The 17,692-nt window shown below is 59.6% G+C and carries 18 protein-coding genes; 14 read left to right on the top strand and 4 right to left on the bottom strand.

Going from position 1 to position 17,692, the window contains the following annotated elements; all coding sequences use genetic code 11:
* Positions 1 to 138: 138 nt before the first annotated feature.
* The 7 genes from prfB to ACP7BE_RS17150 all read left to right on the top strand — a co-directional run bounded on the left by prfB (position 139) and on the right by ACP7BE_RS17150 (position 6,940).
* Positions 139 to 1,234 (top strand): peptide chain release factor 2 gene (gene prfB / locus ACP7BE_RS17180; protein ID WP_130872011.1). Its coding sequence is split into 2 segments (ribosomal slippage): positions 139 to 210 and positions 212 to 1,234, totalling 1,095 coding nucleotides; the frame shifts between segments, so codons are not numbered across the junction.
* Positions 1,235 to 1,346: 112 nt separating this feature from the next.
* Complete coding sequence (gene lysS / locus ACP7BE_RS17175) at positions 1,347 to 2,849, top strand: lysine--tRNA ligase (RefSeq protein ID WP_095001277.1); 1,503 nt, start codon at positions 1,347 to 1,349, stop codon at positions 2,847 to 2,849.
* 170 nt (positions 2,850 to 3,019) lie between these two features.
* Positions 3,020 to 3,724, top strand: coding sequence for a TetR/AcrR family transcriptional regulator (locus ACP7BE_RS17170; RefSeq protein WP_095001278.1), 705 nt, complete (start codon positions 3,020 to 3,022; stop codon positions 3,722 to 3,724).
* Between the two features lie 12 nt (positions 3,725 to 3,736).
* Positions 3,737 to 4,285: a hypothetical protein gene (locus tag ACP7BE_RS17165; protein ID WP_095001279.1), complete on the top strand. Its 549-nt coding sequence runs from the start codon at positions 3,737 to 3,739 to the stop codon at positions 4,283 to 4,285.
* A gap of 25 nt (positions 4,286 to 4,310) precedes the next feature.
* Positions 4,311 to 5,588: a flavohemoglobin expression-modulating QEGLA motif protein gene (locus ACP7BE_RS17160; RefSeq protein ID WP_095001280.1), complete on the top strand. Its 1,278-nt coding sequence runs from the start codon at positions 4,311 to 4,313 to the stop codon at positions 5,586 to 5,588.
* A 117-nt stretch (positions 5,589 to 5,705) separates the two neighbouring features.
* Positions 5,706 to 6,617: an alpha/beta hydrolase gene (locus tag ACP7BE_RS17155; protein ID WP_095024890.1), complete on the top strand. Its 912-nt coding sequence runs from the start codon at positions 5,706 to 5,708 to the stop codon at positions 6,615 to 6,617.
* Positions 6,614 to 6,940, top strand: a complete 327-nt coding sequence (locus ACP7BE_RS17150; protein WP_029611547.1) for a hypothetical protein — start codon at positions 6,614 to 6,616, stop codon at positions 6,938 to 6,940. The genes ACP7BE_RS17155 and ACP7BE_RS17150 overlap by 4 nt, the downstream gene beginning before the upstream one ends.
* Before the next feature lie 159 nt (positions 6,941 to 7,099).
* On the opposite strand, the gene ACP7BE_RS17145 is transcribed toward ACP7BE_RS17150, so the two are convergent.
* Together ACP7BE_RS17145 and ACP7BE_RS17140 are read right to left on the bottom strand one after the other, a co-directional pair.
* Positions 7,100 to 7,879 carry an OmpA family protein gene (locus tag ACP7BE_RS17145; protein ID WP_095001282.1) on the bottom strand — a complete coding sequence of 260 codons (780 nt, stop codon included), beginning with the start codon at positions 7,877 to 7,879 and terminating at the stop codon, positions 7,100 to 7,102.
* Between the two features lie 66 nt (positions 7,880 to 7,945).
* Positions 7,946 to 8,359 (bottom strand): DUF4398 domain-containing protein, encoded by a 414-nt coding sequence (locus ACP7BE_RS17140; protein WP_019822131.1) that lies wholly within the window; start codon positions 8,357 to 8,359, stop codon positions 7,946 to 7,948.
* 270 nt (positions 8,360 to 8,629) lie between these two features.
* On the opposite strand from ACP7BE_RS17140, the gene ppc reads away from it, so the two are divergent.
* The 5 genes from ppc to ACP7BE_RS17115 all read left to right on the top strand — a co-directional run bounded on the left by ppc (position 8,630) and on the right by ACP7BE_RS17115 (position 14,245).
* A complete protein-coding gene (gene ppc, locus ACP7BE_RS17135) occupies positions 8,630 to 11,260 on the top strand; it encodes a phosphoenolpyruvate carboxylase (RefSeq protein ID WP_095018183.1) in 2,631 nt (876 codons plus the stop codon).
* Positions 11,261 to 11,546: 286 nt separating this feature from the next.
* The gene (gene adk, locus ACP7BE_RS17130; protein ID WP_095001284.1) at positions 11,547 to 12,194 is read left to right on the top strand and encodes an adenylate kinase; all 648 of its coding nucleotides are present in this window, start codon (positions 11,547 to 11,549) and stop codon (positions 12,192 to 12,194) included.
* A 95-nt stretch (positions 12,195 to 12,289) separates the two neighbouring features.
* Positions 12,290 to 12,973 carry a tRNA (adenosine(37)-N6)-threonylcarbamoyltransferase complex dimerization subunit type 1 TsaB gene (gene tsaB, locus ACP7BE_RS17125; RefSeq protein ID WP_095018182.1) on the top strand — a complete coding sequence of 228 codons (684 nt, stop codon included), beginning with the start codon at positions 12,290 to 12,292 and terminating at the stop codon, positions 12,971 to 12,973.
* 116 nt (positions 12,974 to 13,089) lie between these two features.
* A complete protein-coding gene (locus ACP7BE_RS17120) occupies positions 13,090 to 13,377 on the top strand; it encodes a hypothetical protein (protein ID WP_095018181.1) in 288 nt (95 codons plus the stop codon).
* Positions 13,378 to 13,381: 4 nt separating this feature from the next.
* Positions 13,382 to 14,245 (top strand): DUF72 domain-containing protein, encoded by an 864-nt coding sequence (locus ACP7BE_RS17115; RefSeq protein ID WP_426106623.1) that lies wholly within the window; start codon positions 13,382 to 13,384, stop codon positions 14,243 to 14,245.
* On the opposite strand, the gene ACP7BE_RS17110 is transcribed toward ACP7BE_RS17115, so the two are convergent.
* Positions 14,242 to 14,862, bottom strand: a complete 621-nt coding sequence (locus ACP7BE_RS17110) for an energy transducer TonB (protein ID WP_095026623.1) — start codon at positions 14,860 to 14,862, stop codon at positions 14,242 to 14,244. The two genes, ACP7BE_RS17115 and ACP7BE_RS17110, sit on opposite strands and share 4 nt — an antisense overlap.
* 93 nt (positions 14,863 to 14,955) lie before the next feature.
* Here ACP7BE_RS17110 and ACP7BE_RS17105 point away from each other — a divergent pair, with 93 nt between their 5' ends.
* Positions 14,956 to 15,738: a class I SAM-dependent methyltransferase gene (locus tag ACP7BE_RS17105; RefSeq protein WP_095001289.1), complete on the top strand. Its 783-nt coding sequence runs from the start codon at positions 14,956 to 14,958 to the stop codon at positions 15,736 to 15,738.
* 119 nt (positions 15,739 to 15,857) lie between these two features.
* Here ACP7BE_RS17105 and ACP7BE_RS17100 read toward each other — a convergent pair whose 3' ends face one another.
* Positions 15,858 to 16,499 carry a TetR/AcrR family transcriptional regulator gene (locus ACP7BE_RS17100; RefSeq protein WP_426106620.1) on the bottom strand — a complete coding sequence of 214 codons (642 nt, stop codon included), beginning with the start codon at positions 16,497 to 16,499 and terminating at the stop codon, positions 15,858 to 15,860.
* 89 nt (positions 16,500 to 16,588) lie between these two features.
* On the opposite strand from ACP7BE_RS17100, the gene ACP7BE_RS17095 reads away from it, so the two are divergent.
* On the top strand, positions 16,589 to 17,689 hold the full coding sequence (locus ACP7BE_RS17095) for an efflux RND transporter periplasmic adaptor subunit (protein WP_095001291.1): 1,101 nt from the start codon (positions 16,589 to 16,591) through the stop codon (positions 17,687 to 17,689).
* Positions 17,690 to 17,692 lie beyond the last annotated feature (3 nt).

Genomic DNA, 17,692 nt, shown 5'->3' with positions numbered 1-17,692 from the left:
GTGCGACGTATCGCTCATCGAAGAAGGCTTGCGACCTGTTGTCACTGGCCACATAACCCCGCCAGGCGGGCTGCTGATACGCTCGGTTTACGGTATACTCCCCGGCTTTGTAAAAATCGCCTGAGAGTGCCGCCAGCCATGGAAATCAACCCGATCCTTAACAGCATCAAGGACCTGTCAGAGCGCTCCGAAACCATTCGGGGGTATCTTTGACTACGATCAAAAGCATGAGCGTCTGACCGAAGTCAATCGCGAGCTTGAAGATCCGAGTGTCTGGAACAACCCTGCATACGCCCAGGAACTGGGGCGCGAGCGCTCCCTGCTGGCGCAGATCGTTGAAACCCTCGATGAGATGCACACAGGCCTGGCCGATGCCAAAGACCTGCTGTTGATGGCCGCCGAGGAAGAAGACCAGGGCGCCGTCGATGACGTGGCCGCTGAAGTTGAACGCCTGCGCGAAGCCCTTGAAAAACTCGAATTCCGCCGCATGTTCAGTGGTGAGATGGATGCCAACAACGCGTACCTGGACATCCAGGCTGGCTCCGGTGGCACCGAAGCGCAAGACTGGGCCAATATCCTGCTGCGGATGTATTTGCGTTGGGCCGACAAGCGCGGCTTCGATGCCACCATCATGGAACTGTCCGCCGGTGAAGTTGCCGGTATCAAGGGTGCAACCGTTCATATCAAAGGCGAATACGCATTTGGTTGGTTGCGCACCGAGATTGGCGTCCATCGTCTGGTACGCAAAAGCCCGTACGATTCGGGCAACCGTCGTCATACCTCGTTTTCGGCTGTATTCGTTTCGCCGGAAATCGATGACAACATCGAAATCGACATCAACCCCTCTGACCTGCGAATCGATACCTATCGCTCCTCCGGAGCGGGTGGTCAGCACGTAAACACCACTGACTCGGCCGTACGTATCACTCACGTGCCGACCAATACCGTGGTGAGCTGCCAGAACGAACGTTCCCAGCATGCGAACAAAGACACCGCGATGAAAATGCTGCGGGCGCGTCTTTACGAGCAGGAAATCCAGAAGCGCAATGCCGCTTCCCAGGCCCTGGAAGACACCAAGTCGGACATCGGCTGGGGTCATCAGATCCGCTCGTACGTTCTCGACGCCTCGCGGATCAAGGATTTGCGTACCAATATCGAGCGCAGCGACTGCGACAAGGTGCTCGACGGCGATATCGACGAATACCTGATAGCCAGCCTGAAACAAGGGCTGTAAGTCGGCAACAAAACGTGTGCGAAGCCAGTGCGATGCCCAGAGGGTGCGCCAAAGCCCGCTTCCCCCTGCCGCAAGGCGGGGGCAACAGAACTGTGATGGAATTTTTAAAGACATGAGCGACCAACAACTCGACCCGCAAGACCTGCAACAGGAAGAAAATGCCCTGATCGCCCTGCGCAAGGAAAAGCTTGCTGCCGTGCGTGCCAAGGGCAATGCCTTCCCGAATGACTTCCGCCGTGACAGCCTCTGCGCTGACCTGCAGAAGAAGTATGCGCAAGCGTCCAAGGAAGAGCTGGCCGAAGCCGCCATTCCGGTGAAGGTTGCCGGTCGCATCATGCTTAACCGTGGCTCGTTCATGGTGATCCAGGACATGACCGGTCGCATCCAGGTCTACGTCAACCGCAAGACCCTGCCGGAAGAAACCCTGGCCGAAGTAAAAACCTGGGACCTGGGCGACATCATTGCCGCTGAAGGCACCCTGGCCCGCTCCGGCAAAGGTGACCTGTACGTTGAAATGACCAGCGTGCGCCTGCTGACCAAATCCCTGCGTCCGCTGCCGGACAAGCACCACGGCCTGACCGACACCGAGCAGCGCTATCGCCAGCGTTACGTTGACTTGATCGTTAACGAAGACGTGCGTCACACCTTCCGTGTACGTTCGCAAGTGATTGCCCACATTCGCAGCTTCCTGATGGCACGCGACTTCCTGGAAGTCGAAACGCCGATGCTGCAAACCATCCCGGGTGGCGCTGCGGCCAAGCCGTTTGAAACCCACCACAATGCCCTGGACATGGACATGTACCTGCGCATCGCGCCGGAACTGTTCCTCAAGCGTCTGGTGGTGGGTGGTTTCGAAAAAGTGTTCGAGATCAACCGCAACTTCCGTAACGAAGGCGTGTCGACCCGTCACAACCCTGAATTCACCATGTTGGAGTTCTACCAGGCTTACGCCGACTACGAAGACAACATGGACCTGACCGAAGAGCTGTTCCGCGAACTGGCGCAGCTGGTTCTGGGCACTACAGACGTACCGTACGGCGACAAGGTGTTCCACTTTGGCGAACCGTTTGTGCGTCTGTCGGTATTCGACTCGATCCTCAAGTACAACCCCGAGCTGACCGCTGACGACCTCAACGACATCGACAAGGCTCGCGCCATCGCCAAGAAAGCCGGCGCCAAGGTGCTGGGTTTCGAAGGTCTGGGCAAGCTGCAAGTGATGATTTTCGAAGAGTTGGTCGAGCACAAGCTGGAGCAACCGCACTTCATTACCCAGTACCCGTTCGAAGTGTCGCCGCTGGCCCGTCGCAACGACGAGAACCCGAACGTTACTGACCGTTTTGAGCTGTTCATCGGTGGCCGTGAAATCGCCAACGCCTACTCCGAGCTCAACGACGCAGAAGACCAGGCAGAGCGCTTCATGGCACAGGTAGCCGACAAGGACGCCGGTGACGACGAAGCCATGCACTACGATGCCGACTTCGTCCGCGCCCTGGAATACGGCATGCCGCCGACTGCCGGTGAAGGTATCGGTATCGACCGTCTGGTGATGTTGTTGACCAACTCACCGTCGATTCGCGACGTTATCCTGTTCCCGCATATGCGCCCGCAAGCGTAACGATGCAGAATAAGAAGCCGCCGTTAAAGGCGGCTTTTTATTGCCTGGCATGCAGCCAGCAGAATAATCAGGAGAGTTTGTGGGAGCGAGCCTGCTCGCGAAGGTGGCTTTCGCGAGCAGGCTCGCTCCCACAGTTTCGGTAACGCCGCTCAATTCAGAAGGAATCTGTGATGCCTCCTCAAGGCGCAGCAAATGTTGCGGTGGCGCTTGCCCAAAGTGTCGAATACCAGGGTCGCAAGGCCAGCCGGCATGGCAGCGAGCAGCGCCGCCAGTTGATTCTCGATGCTGCCATGCGCATCGTCATACGCGACGGCGTGCGGGGCGTGCGCCATCGGGCGGTGGCCGCCGAAGCGGGGGTGCCGTTGTCGGCAACCACGTATTACTTCAAGGATATCGATGACCTGATCAACGACACCTTCGCCCAGTATGTGGAGCGCAGTGCGGCCTTTATGGCCAAGCTGTGGCAGGGCACCGAAGGCAAGTTGCGGGAAATGATGGCCCAGGGCGATGGCAGCCACCGGGCGCGGGGGCTGCTGGCCGATGATATTGCACGGATGACCGCCGATTACCTTCAGCGCCAACTGCTCACCCGCCGCGACCAGTTGATGGCCGAGCAAGCTTTTCATCAGGCCGCATTGATCAACCCGCGGCTGGCGGTGCTGGTACGTGCCCATCAGCAGATTTTCCTGCAGGGTGCCGGGCAGATCTTCGAAGTGCTAGGCTCCACACAACCTCAGCAGGATGCCAAAGTCTTGACGGCGATTATCGGTCGGATGGAATATCAGGCCCTACTTGATGGCGCGCAGCCCGAGGCGGATGACGACCGTCTGGCTATTCTTACGCGTTACATGCACTTGGTGTTGGCCGCTCTATAGAAGGATGCAGGCATGAAAGTTTGGCGCGTGATGCTTATGGCATTGTCGTTTTTGATGTTGAACGGCTGTCTGGTGACCTTCAGCCAGGCCCCGATCGAGGCGCAGCCGGCACCCAAACAGCTGCTGGGCAAATGGATCAGCAAGGATGCCTGGGGCCAGGCACGCAATCTCGATATCAGTGCCATCGACAAAACACGCTACCAGGCCGTCGTTTACCCCAAGGGCGAACCCAAGGCCCGTGAGCGCTATGTCTTTATCGTCGCCCGCCACGGCAGCCGCTGGTATGCCTCGGCCGCGATACCGGCCAAACTGGGCGGCAACCATACCCTCAGCGGATTTGAGCTGACCGATAACGGCGAACTGGTGATCTACGATCTTGACCTGGATCAGATCAAGCAGGCCATTGGCCAGTCCGCGTTGAACGGTGAGCCGGTGGAAACCGCTGAAGGGACGGGTACCCTGATCAAAAGCCCGTCGGCTGAAGTCTTTGCCTATCTGGATGACCCGGCCAATTCCGACGTATTTGTCGAAGCGGCCCGCTATAAACGTGTGGCCAAATAACGCTGTTAACTGAAGGAAGCTGCCGGTGGACGACTACCAGCGCACGATACGCACCTTGTCTGACCGCATCGTGCTGGCACAGACACCGATCCGCGTGCTGGATGCGGTGAAGTGGGATGACAGCATCCGCCAGGGCTTTTTAAAGGCCAAAGGCAAGGCCATGCCTGCAGTTGATCGCGACTATTACCTGGGCCGGCCACTGGCTTTTGATTCAGCGGCGGTGAAGTCCGAGTTCCAGAACATCGAGCGGGATATCACCCGCCAGTTGGGGCAATTCAACCCGGTCGGGCAGATCATGCGGCGCATGTGCAAGGAATACCGCATGGTGGTGCGCATGCTCGAAGCCCGTGGCACCGAGGATTTCGGGCTTATTTCCCAGGAGCTGTATGGCGCAGCTTCCGATGCGTTTCATGCTGGCGATCCGACCCTGGCTGACCTGGGCCTGATGATGTCCGATTACCTGGACAACATCGACGGGCGCGGGGCGCTCAAGGACGAAGCCAAGATCCTGACCGCCAAGGATGCCGTGAATCTGCTGCAAAGCCGCTTGAACAAGGTGTTTGGCGAGGCTGAAGAAACCATCCGCGTGTTCGAGTCCGACGGTATCGTGGCAGATGCGGCGGCGGGTGCCGATTACATCAAGATCCGTACCGATGCGATGTTCAACGAACGCGACGTGCGCGCCCTCGAAGTCCACGAAGGGCTGGTGCATGTGGGCACCACGCTCAATGGCCTGAACCAGCCGATCTGCACCTTCCTGTCCAAGGGGCCGCCTTCTTCCACCGTGACCCAGGAAGGCCTGGCAATCCTGATGGAAATCATCACCTTTGCCTCCTACCCCAGTCGCCTGCGCAAACTGACCAACCGAACCCGCGCCATCCATATGGTGGAGGAGGGCGCAGATTTCATGCAGGTGTACGAGTTTTTCCGCGAGCAAGGCTTCGAGATGCCAGAAAGTTATGGCAACGCGAGTCGGGTTTTCCGTGGGTCGGTGCCAAATGGACTGCCATTCACCAAAGACTTGTCCTACCTCAAGGGCTTCATCATGGTTTACAACTACATTCAGCTGGCCGTACGTAAAGGCAAGCTGGAACAAGTGCCGCTGCTGTTCTGTGGCAAGACCACCCTGGAGGACATGCGAACCCTGCGTCAGTTGGTGGATGAAGGCCTGGTGGTAGCGCCCAAGTACCTGCCGGACCAGTTCCGCGACATGAACGCGCTCTCGGCCTGGATGTGCTTCAGCAACTTCCTCAACCATTTGAGCCTTGACCGTATCGAAGCGGATTACTCCAACATTTTGTGAACCCTGTGGGAGCGGGCTTGCTCGCGATACAGGCGCTGCGGCGTTTCAGTTGAACCGCGTCGATGCCATCGCGAGCAAGCCCGCTCCCACACTCACTCGTTCAGGCGAATCGTTCTGATGAAAATCCTGGCTGCACTCTGCCTGCTGTTGACCCTCAGCGGATGCAGTTCCCTGTTGTTCTACCCTGAGCCCGGCCAGCCGGTTACCCCGAAAGCCGCTGGCCTGGATTATAGCGATGTCACCCTGACTGCCGCCGATGGCACGCGCCTGCACGGTTGGTGGCTACCGGCCAAGAAAGGCGTGCCGCTCAAGGGCACGGTGCTGCATCTGCACGGCAATGGCGGCAACCTGGCTTACCATCTCGGCGCCACTGCCTGGTTGCCGGAGCAGGGTTATCAAGTGCTGATGCTCGACTATCGCGGTTACGGCCTGTCCCAAGGAGAGCCCGGGCTGCCGGCGGTGTATCAGGACATCGATGCCGCTTTTGACTGGTTGCAGCATGAGCCGCAAGCCCGGGGCCTGCCGCTGATTGTGCTGGGGCAAAGCCTGGGCGGCGCCATGGGCATCCACTACCTGAGCGAGCACCCGCAGCAGCGCGCGCGAGTCAAGGCGGTGGTGCTCGATGGCGTGCCGGCCAGTTACCGCGAAGTGGGGCAGTTTGCCCTGAGCACGTCCTGGCTGACCTGGCCGCTGCAGGTGCCGCTGTCCTGGCTGGTACCGGATGCCGACAGTGCTCTTTACGCGATACCTAACATGGGCGACACGCCGATGCTGATCTTCCACAGCCTCGATGATCCCATCGTGCCGCTTTCCAATGGCCTGCGCCTGTACCAGGCTGCGCCTCCGCCCAAGGTGCTGCAACTGACCCGTGGCGGCCATGTACAGACGTTTGCCGACCCGACCTGGCGTCAGGTAATGCTGCGTTACCTGGATGACCCGCAACATTTCAATGGCGTGCGGCGCCTGGGCGAAATTGCCAATTACCCCGCGTCACCGAACACCGAACTTGAATCCGAGAGCCAACAATGAGTGAAGAACGCAACGCCATCCCCCTGATCATCACCGGTATCTGCAGCATTATCGGCACCGTGGGCGCCCTGTGGTACTACGGTTACCTGCATTTTGCCAAGCCCGAGGACGCCTTGCTGCTCAGCGACTTCACCATGCTCAAGACTATCCCGGGGGAGGACTATAAGGTCTCGCTCACGCCGGCCAACCAGGTGGCGCAGTGCATCGACGGCATCATCGTCTTGTTCGATACCGAGCAAAAAGGCCTGACCGGTGTGCTGGTCAACAACAAGAAACAGGCCGTACGTTGCCTGGGCCAGGAAACGCCGAAGCTGGAGCAGTAACGTTCTGTTGTGGGAGCGGGCTTGCTCGCGATTGAATCGCCTCGGTATGCCTGACTAACCGCGCTGTCTGCATCGCGAGCAAGCCCGCTCCCACAGTTGTGGATATATTTGCGCAAAAAAAAGCCCCGCCTGATTACTCAGGCGGGGCTTTTTCATGTCTTACTTCATGGTTGAACGCGGAGCAACCGGCTGGTTGTCGTTGGAGATGGTCACTTCAACGCGGCGGTTCTGGGCGCGGCCAGAATCGGTGCTGTTGCTGGCCACCGGGTATTCCTTGCCATAGCCCTGCGCCACGATGCGGGTAGGGTCTACGCCTTTGCGCACCAGTGCATTACGCACCGACTCGGCACGGCGCTCGGACAGGGTCTGGTTGAAAGCCGCCGAACCGACACTGTCGGTGTAACCCTCGACAATCACCTTGCGGTCCGGGTTCTGCAGCAGGTATTCGGCCAGGGTGTTGATATTGCGCATGCCGTTGGGTTGCAGCTCGGATTTGCCGAACTGGAACAGCACATCACCAAAGGTCACCAGTGTGCCGCGTTCGGTTTGCTTGGCGTTCATGCCTTTGAGTTGCTGGATCTGCGCATCACGGGCATCGAGCAAGGCCTGGTTGCGCGCCGCACCGGCGTTTTTCAGATTGTTTTCAGCGGTTCGCAACGCGATGGTCTGCTTGGCCACTTCCACACGCTGGTTGGTCAGGTAAGCCAGCTGGTCAACCTTGGACTCGTCTTCCTTGTTCAGGTAAGCCTTTTCAGCCTTGTCCAGCCATTCGCTGGCGTCCTTAGTTTCGAGCGCTGCAACCTTGGTCGCTTCAGGGTTGGTTTGCAGGGCCGAGAAGTTGGTCTTGGCGTTTTCCAGGTTGACGTTGGGCTGGTGCGAGCACGCCGCCAGGCCAACGCTCAGGGCCAACAGGGCAGGGATCATTACTGTATTGCGCATGATATGTCGTCCTTTCTATCGATTAGGAATGCTGTGTCGTCAGATGCAGTCAAAAAAGGGCAGCGTTTACTGAACGCTGCGCATGCCTTCCTGACGCAATTGCTGAACGGCATTCTGAGCATCCTGAACAGCCTTCTCTGCTTTAGCTGCCTGGGCCTTGCGCTCTGCTACGCGAGCATCCCACTCAGCCTGTTCGGACAGGCGGCGGGCCTCGTCATATTTTTTGTCATGCATGGCCAGCTCGGCTTGCTTGAGCTTGTCCTGGGCTGACTTCATTTCCACCGGTGCATATTCAGTGGCACCTGCGCTCACGGCGTTGTTCACCGCCGATTGCGTCACGGCGTACTGCTCTGAAGGTGGATTGCCAGCACAACCGGCCAGAACGAAGCTGGTGCCGATTGCCAGCGCAGCCAGTTTTAGCCCGCGCAGGCGAGGTGAGGTGGTTTTGACAGTGCGGGTCATCATGGTCTTCAACTCCATTGGGAAGCTCCTTAAAAAAGCAAATTCCATCACGACTGGCGACGTCACCCGGAGTGTTGGAACACGAGTTCCAGCGGTGATGGTTAATGGCTGTGACCGAAGCGTTTTTTGAATAGTTCAATAAAAGATGGCATTTGGCCTAAAAGATTTTCTGACCAATTGGTCAGCGCATTTTTTTAAATCTGTGCTTCCCATGGCTTGCCTCCAACTGCCTTTGCAACGCACTCTTGGGGCACGAGCTGTCCCCGGATCCTGCTGGAGAAACTGCTGATGACCGATATTGATGCACGCTTGCGCGATGATGTTCACCTGCTGGGTGAGCTGTTGGGTAATACGATTCGTGACCAATACGGCGAAGCTTTTCTCGCCAAGATCGAGCGCATTCGCCAGGGGGCCAAAGCCGACCGGCGCGGCACCACCGGCGAGGAGTTAAGCGCCATTCTGGACGCCCTGGGCGATGACGAAGTGCTGCCCGTTGCGCGAGCCTTCAACCAGTTTTTGAACCTGGCCAATATTGCCGAGCAGTACGAGCTGATCCACCGCCGTGAAGAAGGCCAGCCCCAGCCGTTCGAGGCGCTGGTGTTGCCGCAACTGCTTGCGCGCCTGCTCGCCGAAGGCCATGACCCCGAGTCGCTGGCGCGCCAGGTCAGCCGTCTTGAAATTGAACTGGTACTCACCGCACACCCCACTGAAGTGACTCGCCGCACCCTGATCCAGAAGTACGATGCCATTGCCGAGCAACTGGCGGCCCAGGACCATCGTGACCTGACCCTCGCGGAAAAATCCGAGATTCATCAGCGCTTGCAGCGGTTGATCGCCGAGGCCTGGCACACCGAAGAAATCCGTCGCACCCGACCTACCCCTGTGGATGAGGCCAAGTGGGGTTTTGCGGTGATCGAGCATTCGTTATGGCACGCCGTGCCGCATATGCTGCGTAAGGCTGACAAAGCTCTGCATGCCGCGACCGGCCTGCATTTGCCGCTTGAGGCCGCACCGGTCCGCTTTGCTTCCTGGATGGGCGGCGACCGTGATGGCAATCCCAATGTCACGGCCAGCGTTACCCGTGAAGTACTGCTGCTGGCGCGCTGGATGGCGGCGGACCTGTACCTGCGCGATATCGACAAACTGGCGGCCGATCTGTCGATGCAACAGGCCTCGGCGCAACTGCTGGCCGCCGCAGGCGACAGCGCCGAGCCGTATCGCGCCGTACTCAAACAATTGCGTGAACGCCTGCGGGCCACCCGCAATTGGGCGCATACAGCCTTGCACAGCACCCAGGCCGCGCCGCCTGAAGTGCTGCAGGACAATCGCGAACTGCTGGCGCCGTTGCAGCTGTGTTATCAGTCCCTGCATGCCTGTGGCATGGGCGTAATTGCCGATGGCCCGCTGCTCGATTTCCTGCGTCGGGCTGTAACCTTCGGCCTGTTCCTGGTGCGCCTCGATGTGCGCCAGGATGCTGCACGCCATGCCTCGGCCATGACTGAAATCACCGATTACCTGGGCCTGGGCCGCTATGAGGACTGGGACGAAGATGCGCGTCTTAGCTTTCTGATGCGCGAATTGAACAACCGTCGGCCGCTGTTGCCCGGATATTTCAAGCCGGGTGCCGACACCGCCGAAGTGCTGGCGACCTGCCGCGAAGTCGCTGCCGCACCGGGCGCCTCGCTGGGCTCCTACGTGATCTCGATGGCCGGTGCTGCCTCGGATGTACTGGCGGTGCAACTATTGCTCAAGGAGGCTGGGCTGGAGCGGCCGATGCGGGTTGTACCGCTGTTCGAAACCCTCGCCGACCTCGACAATGCGGGGCCGGTGATCGAGCGCCTGCTGCTGTTGCCGGGTTATCGCGCGCACCTGCAGGGCCCGCAGGAAGTGATGATCGGCTATTCCGACTCGGCCAAGGATGCGGGCACCACCGCGGCCGCCTGGGCGCAGTACCGGGCGCAGGAAGCCCTGGTCAATATCTGCCGTGAGCAAGGCGTCGAGCTGCTGTTGTTTCATGGTCGCGGCGGTACCGTGGGGCGCGGCGGTGGCCCGGCTCACGCGGCCATCCTGTCGCAGCCGCCGGGCTCGGTGGCGGGGCGTTTCCGCACCACTGAACAGGGCGAAATGATTCGCTTCAAATTCGGCCTGCCGGACATTGCCGAGCAAAATCTCAACCTGTACCTGGCCGCCGTGCTGGAGGCCACTTTGCTGCCACCGCCCCTGCCGGAGCCGGGCTGGCGGGTACTGATGGATGAGCTGGCGGCAGACGGGGTCGCTGCCTACCGTGGCGTAGTGCGGGATAATCCGCAGTTCGTCGAGTACTTTCGCCAGTCCACCCCGGAGCAGGAGCTGGGCCGCTTGCCTCTGGGCAGTCGGCCGGCCAAGCGCCGGGCAGGGGGCATTGAAAGCCTGCGGGCCATCCCGTGGATTTTTGGCTGGACCCAGACCCGCCTGATGTTGCCCGCCTGGCTGGGTTGGGAAACTGCATTGCGTCGTGCACTGGAGCGCGGTGAAGGTGATCAACTGGCACAAATGCGTGAGCAGTGGCCCTTCTTTCGCACCCGTATCGACATGCTGGAAATGGTCCTGGCCAAGGCCGATGCCGATATCGCCCGGCTTTACGACGAGCGCCTGGTGACCCCGGAACTGCTGCCATTGGGTGCGCACTTACGCGACTTATTGTCGCAGGCGTGCGCAGTGGTGCTGGGCTTGACCGGGCAGGCGCAGTTGATGGCACATAGCCCGGAGACGCTCGAGTTCATCCGTTTGCGCAACACTTACCTTGATCCTCTTCATCTATTGCAGGCCGAGCTGCTGGCACGCTCGCGTCGCCAGCAAGCGGCGCAGGACAGCCCTCTGGAACAAGCGTTGCTGGTGACTGTGGCCGGGATCGCGGCCGGCTTGCGCAACACCGGCTAAGGCAAAACAGCGGCAAATGTCGCGCCAGAGCGGGCGGGGACACGGCAGACTGGATGCCGATCGCTGCGCGGGCGCGACACTTTATTGTGGGGTTGCGACCTGTGACACCCGGCCGCACAGGCCCGTTTGGCTGTAATTTTTCCTACTTTGGGCGGCTTGTGTGGGCCGGGCCTGCTGTGTATCTTGATCAGCCCTTGGCCGTTTTGATGGCCATAACCCGATTTTGAGACTGGCCCAAAGAGGCGAGTTTGTTGTCATTTAAATAAAAAATTTGAGGAGCACATCGATGCGCGTAATTCTGCTGGGAGCTCCCGGGGCCGGTAAAGGTACTCAGGCAAAGTTCATCACTGAAAAATTTGGCATCCCGCAAATCTCCACCGGCGACATGTTGCGTGCAGCCGTAAAAGCCGGCACCGAGCTGGGCCTGATCGCCAAAGGCGTGATGGACAGCGGCGGCCTGGTTTCCGACGACCTGATCATCAATCTGGTCAAAGAGCGCATTGCTCAGCCGGATTGCGTAAACGGTTTCCTGTTCGACGGTTTCCCGCGCACCATTCCGCAAGCTGAAGCGCTGGTTAAAGCCGGTGTCGAGCTGGATCACGTGCTGGAAATCGCCGTTGAAGACGAAGAGATCGTCCAGCGTATTGCTGGCCGTCGTGTACACGAAGCCTCGGGCCGTGTGTACCACACCGTCTACAACCCGCCAAAGGTTGAAGGCAAGGACGATGTGACCGGCGAAGATCTGGTACAGCGCAAGGACGACACCGAAGAAACCGTTCGTCACCGCCTGTCTGTTTACCATTCGCAAACCAAGCCGCTGGTGGACTTCTACCAGAAGCTGGCCGCTGCTCAGGGCAAGCCCAAGTACAGCCACGTTGAAGGCGTTGGCTCGGTAGAATCGATCACGGCCAAGGTGCTTGAAGCACTGAGCTGATAAGTCGATTTTGCGTCATGACAACAGCCCGCTTGCGGGCTGTTGTTGTTTATACTGCTGCACTTTTTTCAATTCTGATTCTGACGGGAACACCGATGACCACCTTGCTGGCCCTGGATACCGCGACTGAAGCTTGCTCAGTTGCCTTGTTGCACGATGGCAAGGTTACTAGCCACTACGAGGTGATCCCGCGCCTGCATGCGCAAAAGCTGTTACCGATGATCAAGGCGCTGCTGGCCGCGGCCGGTGTCGAGCTGTCGGCGGTTGAGGCCATTGCCTTCGGTCGCGGGCCTGGTGCCTTTACCGGTGTGCGTATTGCCATTGGCGTGGTTCAGGGCCTGGCCTTTGCACTGGAGCGCCCGGTGTTGCCGATCTCCAACCTGGCGGTCCTGGCCCAGCGTGCTCACCGTGAGCACGGCGCAACCCAGGTGGTGTCGGCGATCGATGCACGCATGGACGAGGTGTATTGGGGCTGCTACCGCGAAGAAGCGGGTGAGATGCGCCTGCAAGGCGCTGAAGCGGTATTGGCGCCTGAGGCTGCGGCCTTGCCCGATGGTGCTACAGGCGACTGGTATGGCGCGGGCACTGGCTGGGGCTATGCCGAGCGCTTGAACGTCAAGCCGTATGCAATGGACGCAGGCATGTTGCCCCACGCCGAAGACCTGCTGACCCTGGCCCGCTTTGCCTGGGCCCGCGGCGAAGCCATCCGTGCCGATGACGCCCAGCCTGTGTACCTGCGCGACAAGGTAGCGGCTACAAAAGCCGAACGTGGCGTTTGATCCACTTTTGTAGCAGCTGCCGAGCGGAGCGAGGCTGCTGCTACAAAATGGCCGGCCCATTTGCTTAGTCTGCCCTGCGCCGCTAAATTGTATCTATCGTTACAGAGCATGCAGCCATGCGCATTGACAGCTTTTCTCCCCGGTCATACCCCATCAAGCGCAAGCCGCGTAATGGTCAGGCGGTGGTTGATGAGTCGGTTGAAGACACTGAGGCTGCGCCCGAAAACACCCCCCGCACATCCTCCGGCGCCGAGCGCATCAGCCAGTTGCCGGTGCGCTCGCAAGACATGATCTTCCAGCGCGCCATGAGCAAAAGCGCGGCCAGTGCCCTTGCCAGCTACCTGACCACCGCAGGCTTCGTCGACTGGGAACAGGAAGTGCTGGGCCTGGATCTTTACATCTGAGTACATGACTGACCTTCCTTACTACCTCGGTTGTCCGTCCTGGAGTGAAAACGCCTGGCGCGAAGGGCTGTATCCGCAAAACGCCCGCCCGGCGGATTTTCTGAGCCTGTATGCGCAGGTGTTCAATGCGGTCGAGGGCAACACCACGTTTTACGCCAGGCCTGCACCGACCACGGTGGTCCGATGGGCACAAAGCCTGCCTGAACACTTTCGGCTGACGGCCAAGTTCCCTCGGGATATCAGTCACGGCGGTGATTTGCGCGAGCAATTGCATGCAGCCGAAGACTTCCTGCAACTGTTGCAGCCCTTGGGAGCGCGTGTAGCGCCATTTTGGCTACAACTCCCGGCAAGCTTCGGGCCACAGCGCCTGGCGGAGCTGGTGAGCTTTGTGGACGCCTTGCAGAGGCCGTTGGCCGTTGAGGTGCGGCATCCGGAGTTCTTCGCCAAGGGCGATGCCGAGCGCCTGCTCAATCGTCTGCTGATGGATCGAGGGGTTGAGCGTATCTGCCTTGATTCGCGGGCACTGTTCAGTTGTGATTCGGGCGACCCTGCCGTGCTTCACGCACAATCGAAAAAGCCCAGGGTGCCCCCACGTCCGGCGGCTTTCACGCAATGTCCGCAGGTGCGTTTTATTGGCCGTCCGGAGCTTGAGGCCAACGATCCTTACCTGGTGCCCTGGGTTGAAAAAGTCGCGGGCTGGATCGAGGAAGGGCGCACGCCCTATGTTTTTTTGCACACGCCGGACAATCACCGTGCTCCGGAACTGGCACGGCGTTTTCATCTTCAACTGAGTGAAAGGTTACCTGGGTTGCCGGCATTGCCCGAGCTGCATCCCCCCCAGAGTCGCGAACAACTAGACCTGCTTTAAGCCGCCAGGCGCAAGTTGTTGACCACCAGCGGGCGTGCCCAGCCCAGATCGAAATCCATGGCCCGTTGTTGCTCGATCAGGGTCATGGCATCGAAGGGCTCGGCAGGCGGCGGCAGCAAGTCAGACTCAAACTCGGCAATGGGCAGATGCAACGCGCGAGGTTCAGGCGCAGGGCCCGGTTCAGGCAGCGGATGGCCCTGAGCCATGACTACTGGGCGCACCCACGTAGTGTTGAAATCCTGCTGGTGTTGTTGCTCGACAATGACCTCAGGCGGGTAGGGCACGCCGGGCGGTGGCAGCAGGTCCAGTTCAAATTCGGCAATGGGCAAAAACAGGGCTTCAGGCGGGCGCAGTTCAGTGTCCTGAACGTCGCAGTGGCGCTGGGTCACGATAGTGCCCAAAACCTCACTGCCGCCACGGGGCTCGGCATTTTCATTTTTGGCTGTCGGCGCTGTATCAACCGTCGCATAGTCTTCAGTACCGGACTGCTCGGCCAATGCCTGGGCGTAGAAGTCCTTCCACAGGTGGTTGACGCTTCCTGTGATCTGGGAATTGTGTCGGCCAAAGTCACCAATGGGCGCAATAAAGCCGATAGATGCGGATTGAATGTCTGACATAACTCTCGGTTGGCGCTCAGCTCTGGCAAAATGCCGGATATTTCATTTATCGGCAGTCTTTGCCGATCATTAAATTTTTGAGCGTGTTTTTAGATGATTGAGCAAACAGCGGGCTGTCGTATCAAAGTCGAGGCACTGGACGAGGCTTATCAGGCCCTGGCCGAGCAATGGGCCGAGCGTCTGGGTTTGTCGTTGGACGAACCGGACGCCGAGTTCGCCTTGCAATTGAGCGCCCAGGGTTTGCAGCTGCAGCAGTTGGGCGCAGATGCGCCGGGCCCGGTGCGGGTCGACTTTGTCGAAGGTGGCGCGGCCCATCGACGTTTGTTTGGCGGCGGCACGGGGCAGATGATCGCCAAGGCCGTGGGCATCCAGCAGGGTGTGCGCCCGCGGGTGCTGGATGCCACGGCGGGCCTGGGCAAGGATGCATTTGTGCTGGCGAGCCTGGGCTGTGAAATGAGCCTGATCGAGCGCCAGCCGCTGATCGGTGCCTTGCTCGAAGACGGGCTGGCCCGTGGTCTGGATGACTTTGAGGTGGCGCCGATCGTGTCGCGTATGCACTTGCTCAAGGGCAATTCGATCGAAGTGATGCGCAATTGGCAAGGCGAACCGCCGCAGGTGATTTACCTGGACCCGATGTTCCCCCATCGCGAAAAAACCGCCCTGGTGAAAAAGGAAATGCGCTTGTTCCGGCCATTGGTGGGTGATGACAACGATGCCCCGGCGTTGCTGGAAGCTGCGCTGGCGTTGGCCAGCCACCGGGTGGTGGTCAAGCGCCCGCGCAAGGCACCGTGCATTGCCGGGCCCAAGCCGAGCCATGCGCTGGATGGTAAGTCGAGCCGTTACGATATTTATCCGAAAAAAGCATTGAAACCTTAAAAGCCCCTCTCCCGGAGGGAGAGGGGCCTAAAAGGTAAAAGCAAATCTGCGTAACACCACAGATCAGCCCCCTCTCCCTCCGGGAGAGGGTTGGGGTGAGGGTAAAAGGCGCCGCGGTCTCACGACAATGGCTGATACGCCCGCATAAATATCCCCACCACTTCCTGCACATGGGCCTCGCTTTCCTCGGGCCCCGGCGGCTCACCGCCGGCAAACAGCAGGCGGAAGTTCGGCGCGCCCTTGAGCATGCAGAAGAAGTGCTCCGCCGCATAATGGGGGTTGTCGATCTGCAGCGCGCCACTTTGATCCATCTTGCGCAGTAGCCCCTCCATCTCGTGCACCACGCGCTCCGGCCCGGCCTCCAGAAAGATCTGCGACAGCTTGGGGTCCTGGCTGCCCAGAGCAACCATCAGGCGATGCAGGTTCAGCGACTCTTCACTGTTGATCAGCACCTGAAAACCACGGGCAATGTTCAGCAATACATCCTTGATCGGCTTGCCCGCCGGCAATTCAAAGAACAGTACCGGCAACTGTTCGGTGCATTTGGACATGATGGCCGAGGAAAACAGGGTCTCCTTGTCGGTGAAGTGACTGTAGACCGTCAGTTTTGACACGCCTGCCAGACCCGCAACCGCATCCATGCTGGTGTTGGCATAGCCCTTGGTCAAAAACAGGGTTTTGGCGGCGTCGAGGATCGACTGGCGTTTTGCCAGGTCCTTGGGGCGCCCGAGGGCATTGAGGGGTAAAGGATTGTCAGACATATCCGTTTATTACTGGACTGGTGAGTTTAGTATTAATAACATGCTGCCAGTATAAATATTCCAAGCCCCATTAGCGAAAGGTCATCACCATGTTGCGCCATGCCTTGCCCCGCGCTGTGCCTGTGTGTCTGCTGTTTTTATTGTCTGGGTGTGGGCAGCAGGAGCCCGCAAAAATCAGCATCAGCCCGGCGATGGTGGTGCAACCGCAGCCTTCGGCACTGGCCAGCCAGAGTTACCCCGGCGAAGTGCGGGCACGCTTTGACCCGCAGTTGGCGTTTCGCATTGGCGGCAAAGTTACCAAGCGTCTGGTGGACGAGGGGGAGCGGGTCAAGGCTAATCAGCCGCTGGCCGAGCTGGACCCGCAAGACGTGCGCCTGCAACTGGACGCCACCCGCGCCCAGGTCGCCGCCGGGCAGGCCAACCTGAACCTGGTGCGTGCCGAGCGTGATCGCTACAAGACCCTGCTGGACCGGCAGATGGTCAGCCGTTCGCAGTTCGACAACGCCGAAAACCTCTACCGCTCAGGCGAAGCCAGGCTGCAACAGCTCAAGGCCGAGCAGGACGTGGCCAGCAATCAGGCGAGTTATGCGGTGTTGCGTGCGCCGCAAGACGGTGTGATTGCCCAGCGTCAGGTCGAAGTGGGGCAGGTGGTCAATGCCGGGCAAACGGTGTTTACCCTGGCTGCCGACGGCGAGCGTGAGGTGTTGATCAGCTTGCCGGAACAGGATTTTGGCCGTTTCAAGATAGGCATGCCGGTAGCGGTCGAGTTGTGGTCGCAGCCTGGCCAGCGCTTCAGCGGCCGCATCCGCGAACTGTCGCCTTCAGCTGATCCTAAATCGCGCACCTTTGCTGCGCGCATCGCTTTCACCGCTGGCAAAGTGCCTGCCGAACTGGGACAAAGTGCCCGGGTGTTTATTCAGAGTGAAGGTGTCAGCTCGCTGTCTGTGCCGTTGTCGGCCCTGACTGCGGAAAATGGTGCGTCCTATGTGTGGCGGGTGGGCCAGGGCAACAAGCTGGAGCAGGTGCCCGTGCGTGTGGGGCCGTTTGGCGAAAGCAGCGTGCCGGTGCTCGAAGGCCTTACGGCCGATGACTGGATTGTCGCCGCCGGTGTGCATGTGTTGCATCCCGGCCAGGAGGTGCGGCCGATTGATCGCTCCAACCGGGCAATCAATATTGCGGCCAAGGAGTGATCC

Source organism: Pseudomonas sp. TWR1-1-3, assembly GCF_049896805.1.
In the GTDB taxonomy this organism is placed as follows: Bacteria; Pseudomonadota; Gammaproteobacteria; order Pseudomonadales; family Pseudomonadaceae; genus Aquipseudomonas; species Aquipseudomonas bubulae.
Note: the sequence above shows the minus strand (reverse complement) of the source record. Positions and strands in the feature narration are given on the sequence as shown.

What these genes read in the sequence shown, in the direction of transcription:
- lysS (WP_095001277.1), top strand. Translation starts at nt 1,347, where the DNA reads ATGAGCGACCAACAACTCGACCCGCAAGACCTGCAACAGGAAGAAAAT.
- ACP7BE_RS17170 (WP_095001278.1), top strand. Translation starts at nt 3,020, where the DNA reads ATGCCTCCTCAAGGCGCAGCAAATGTTGCGGTGGCGCTTGCCCAAAGT.
- ACP7BE_RS17165 (WP_095001279.1), top strand. Translation starts at nt 3,737, where the DNA reads ATGAAAGTTTGGCGCGTGATGCTTATGGCATTGTCGTTTTTGATGTTG.
- ACP7BE_RS17155 (WP_095024890.1), top strand. Translation starts at nt 5,706, where the DNA reads ATGAAAATCCTGGCTGCACTCTGCCTGCTGTTGACCCTCAGCGGATGC.
- ACP7BE_RS17150 (WP_029611547.1), top strand. Translation starts at nt 6,614, where the DNA reads ATGAGTGAAGAACGCAACGCCATCCCCCTGATCATCACCGGTATCTGC.
- ACP7BE_RS17145 (WP_095001282.1), bottom strand. Translation starts at nt 7,879, where the DNA reads ATGCGCAATACAGTAATGATCCCTGCCCTGTTGGCCCTGAGCGTTGGC.
- ACP7BE_RS17140 (WP_019822131.1), bottom strand. Translation starts at nt 8,359, where the DNA reads ATGGAGTTGAAGACCATGATGACCCGCACTGTCAAAACCACCTCACCT.
- ppc (WP_095018183.1), top strand. Translation starts at nt 8,630, where the DNA reads ATGACCGATATTGATGCACGCTTGCGCGATGATGTTCACCTGCTGGGT.
- adk (WP_095001284.1), top strand. Translation starts at nt 11,547, where the DNA reads ATGCGCGTAATTCTGCTGGGAGCTCCCGGGGCCGGTAAAGGTACTCAG.
- tsaB (WP_095018182.1), top strand. Translation starts at nt 12,290, where the DNA reads ATGACCACCTTGCTGGCCCTGGATACCGCGACTGAAGCTTGCTCAGTT.
- ACP7BE_RS17120 (WP_095018181.1), top strand. Translation starts at nt 13,090, where the DNA reads ATGCGCATTGACAGCTTTTCTCCCCGGTCATACCCCATCAAGCGCAAG.
- ACP7BE_RS17115 (WP_426106623.1), top strand. Translation starts at nt 13,382, where the DNA reads ATGACTGACCTTCCTTACTACCTCGGTTGTCCGTCCTGGAGTGAAAAC.
- ACP7BE_RS17110 (WP_095026623.1), bottom strand. Translation starts at nt 14,862, where the DNA reads ATGTCAGACATTCAATCCGCATCTATCGGCTTTATTGCGCCCATTGGT.
- ACP7BE_RS17105 (WP_095001289.1), top strand. Translation starts at nt 14,956, where the DNA reads ATGATTGAGCAAACAGCGGGCTGTCGTATCAAAGTCGAGGCACTGGAC.
- ACP7BE_RS17100 (WP_426106620.1), bottom strand. Translation starts at nt 16,499, where the DNA reads ATGTCTGACAATCCTTTACCCCTCAATGCCCTCGGGCGCCCCAAGGAC.
- ACP7BE_RS17095 (WP_095001291.1), top strand. Translation starts at nt 16,589, where the DNA reads ATGTTGCGCCATGCCTTGCCCCGCGCTGTGCCTGTGTGTCTGCTGTTT.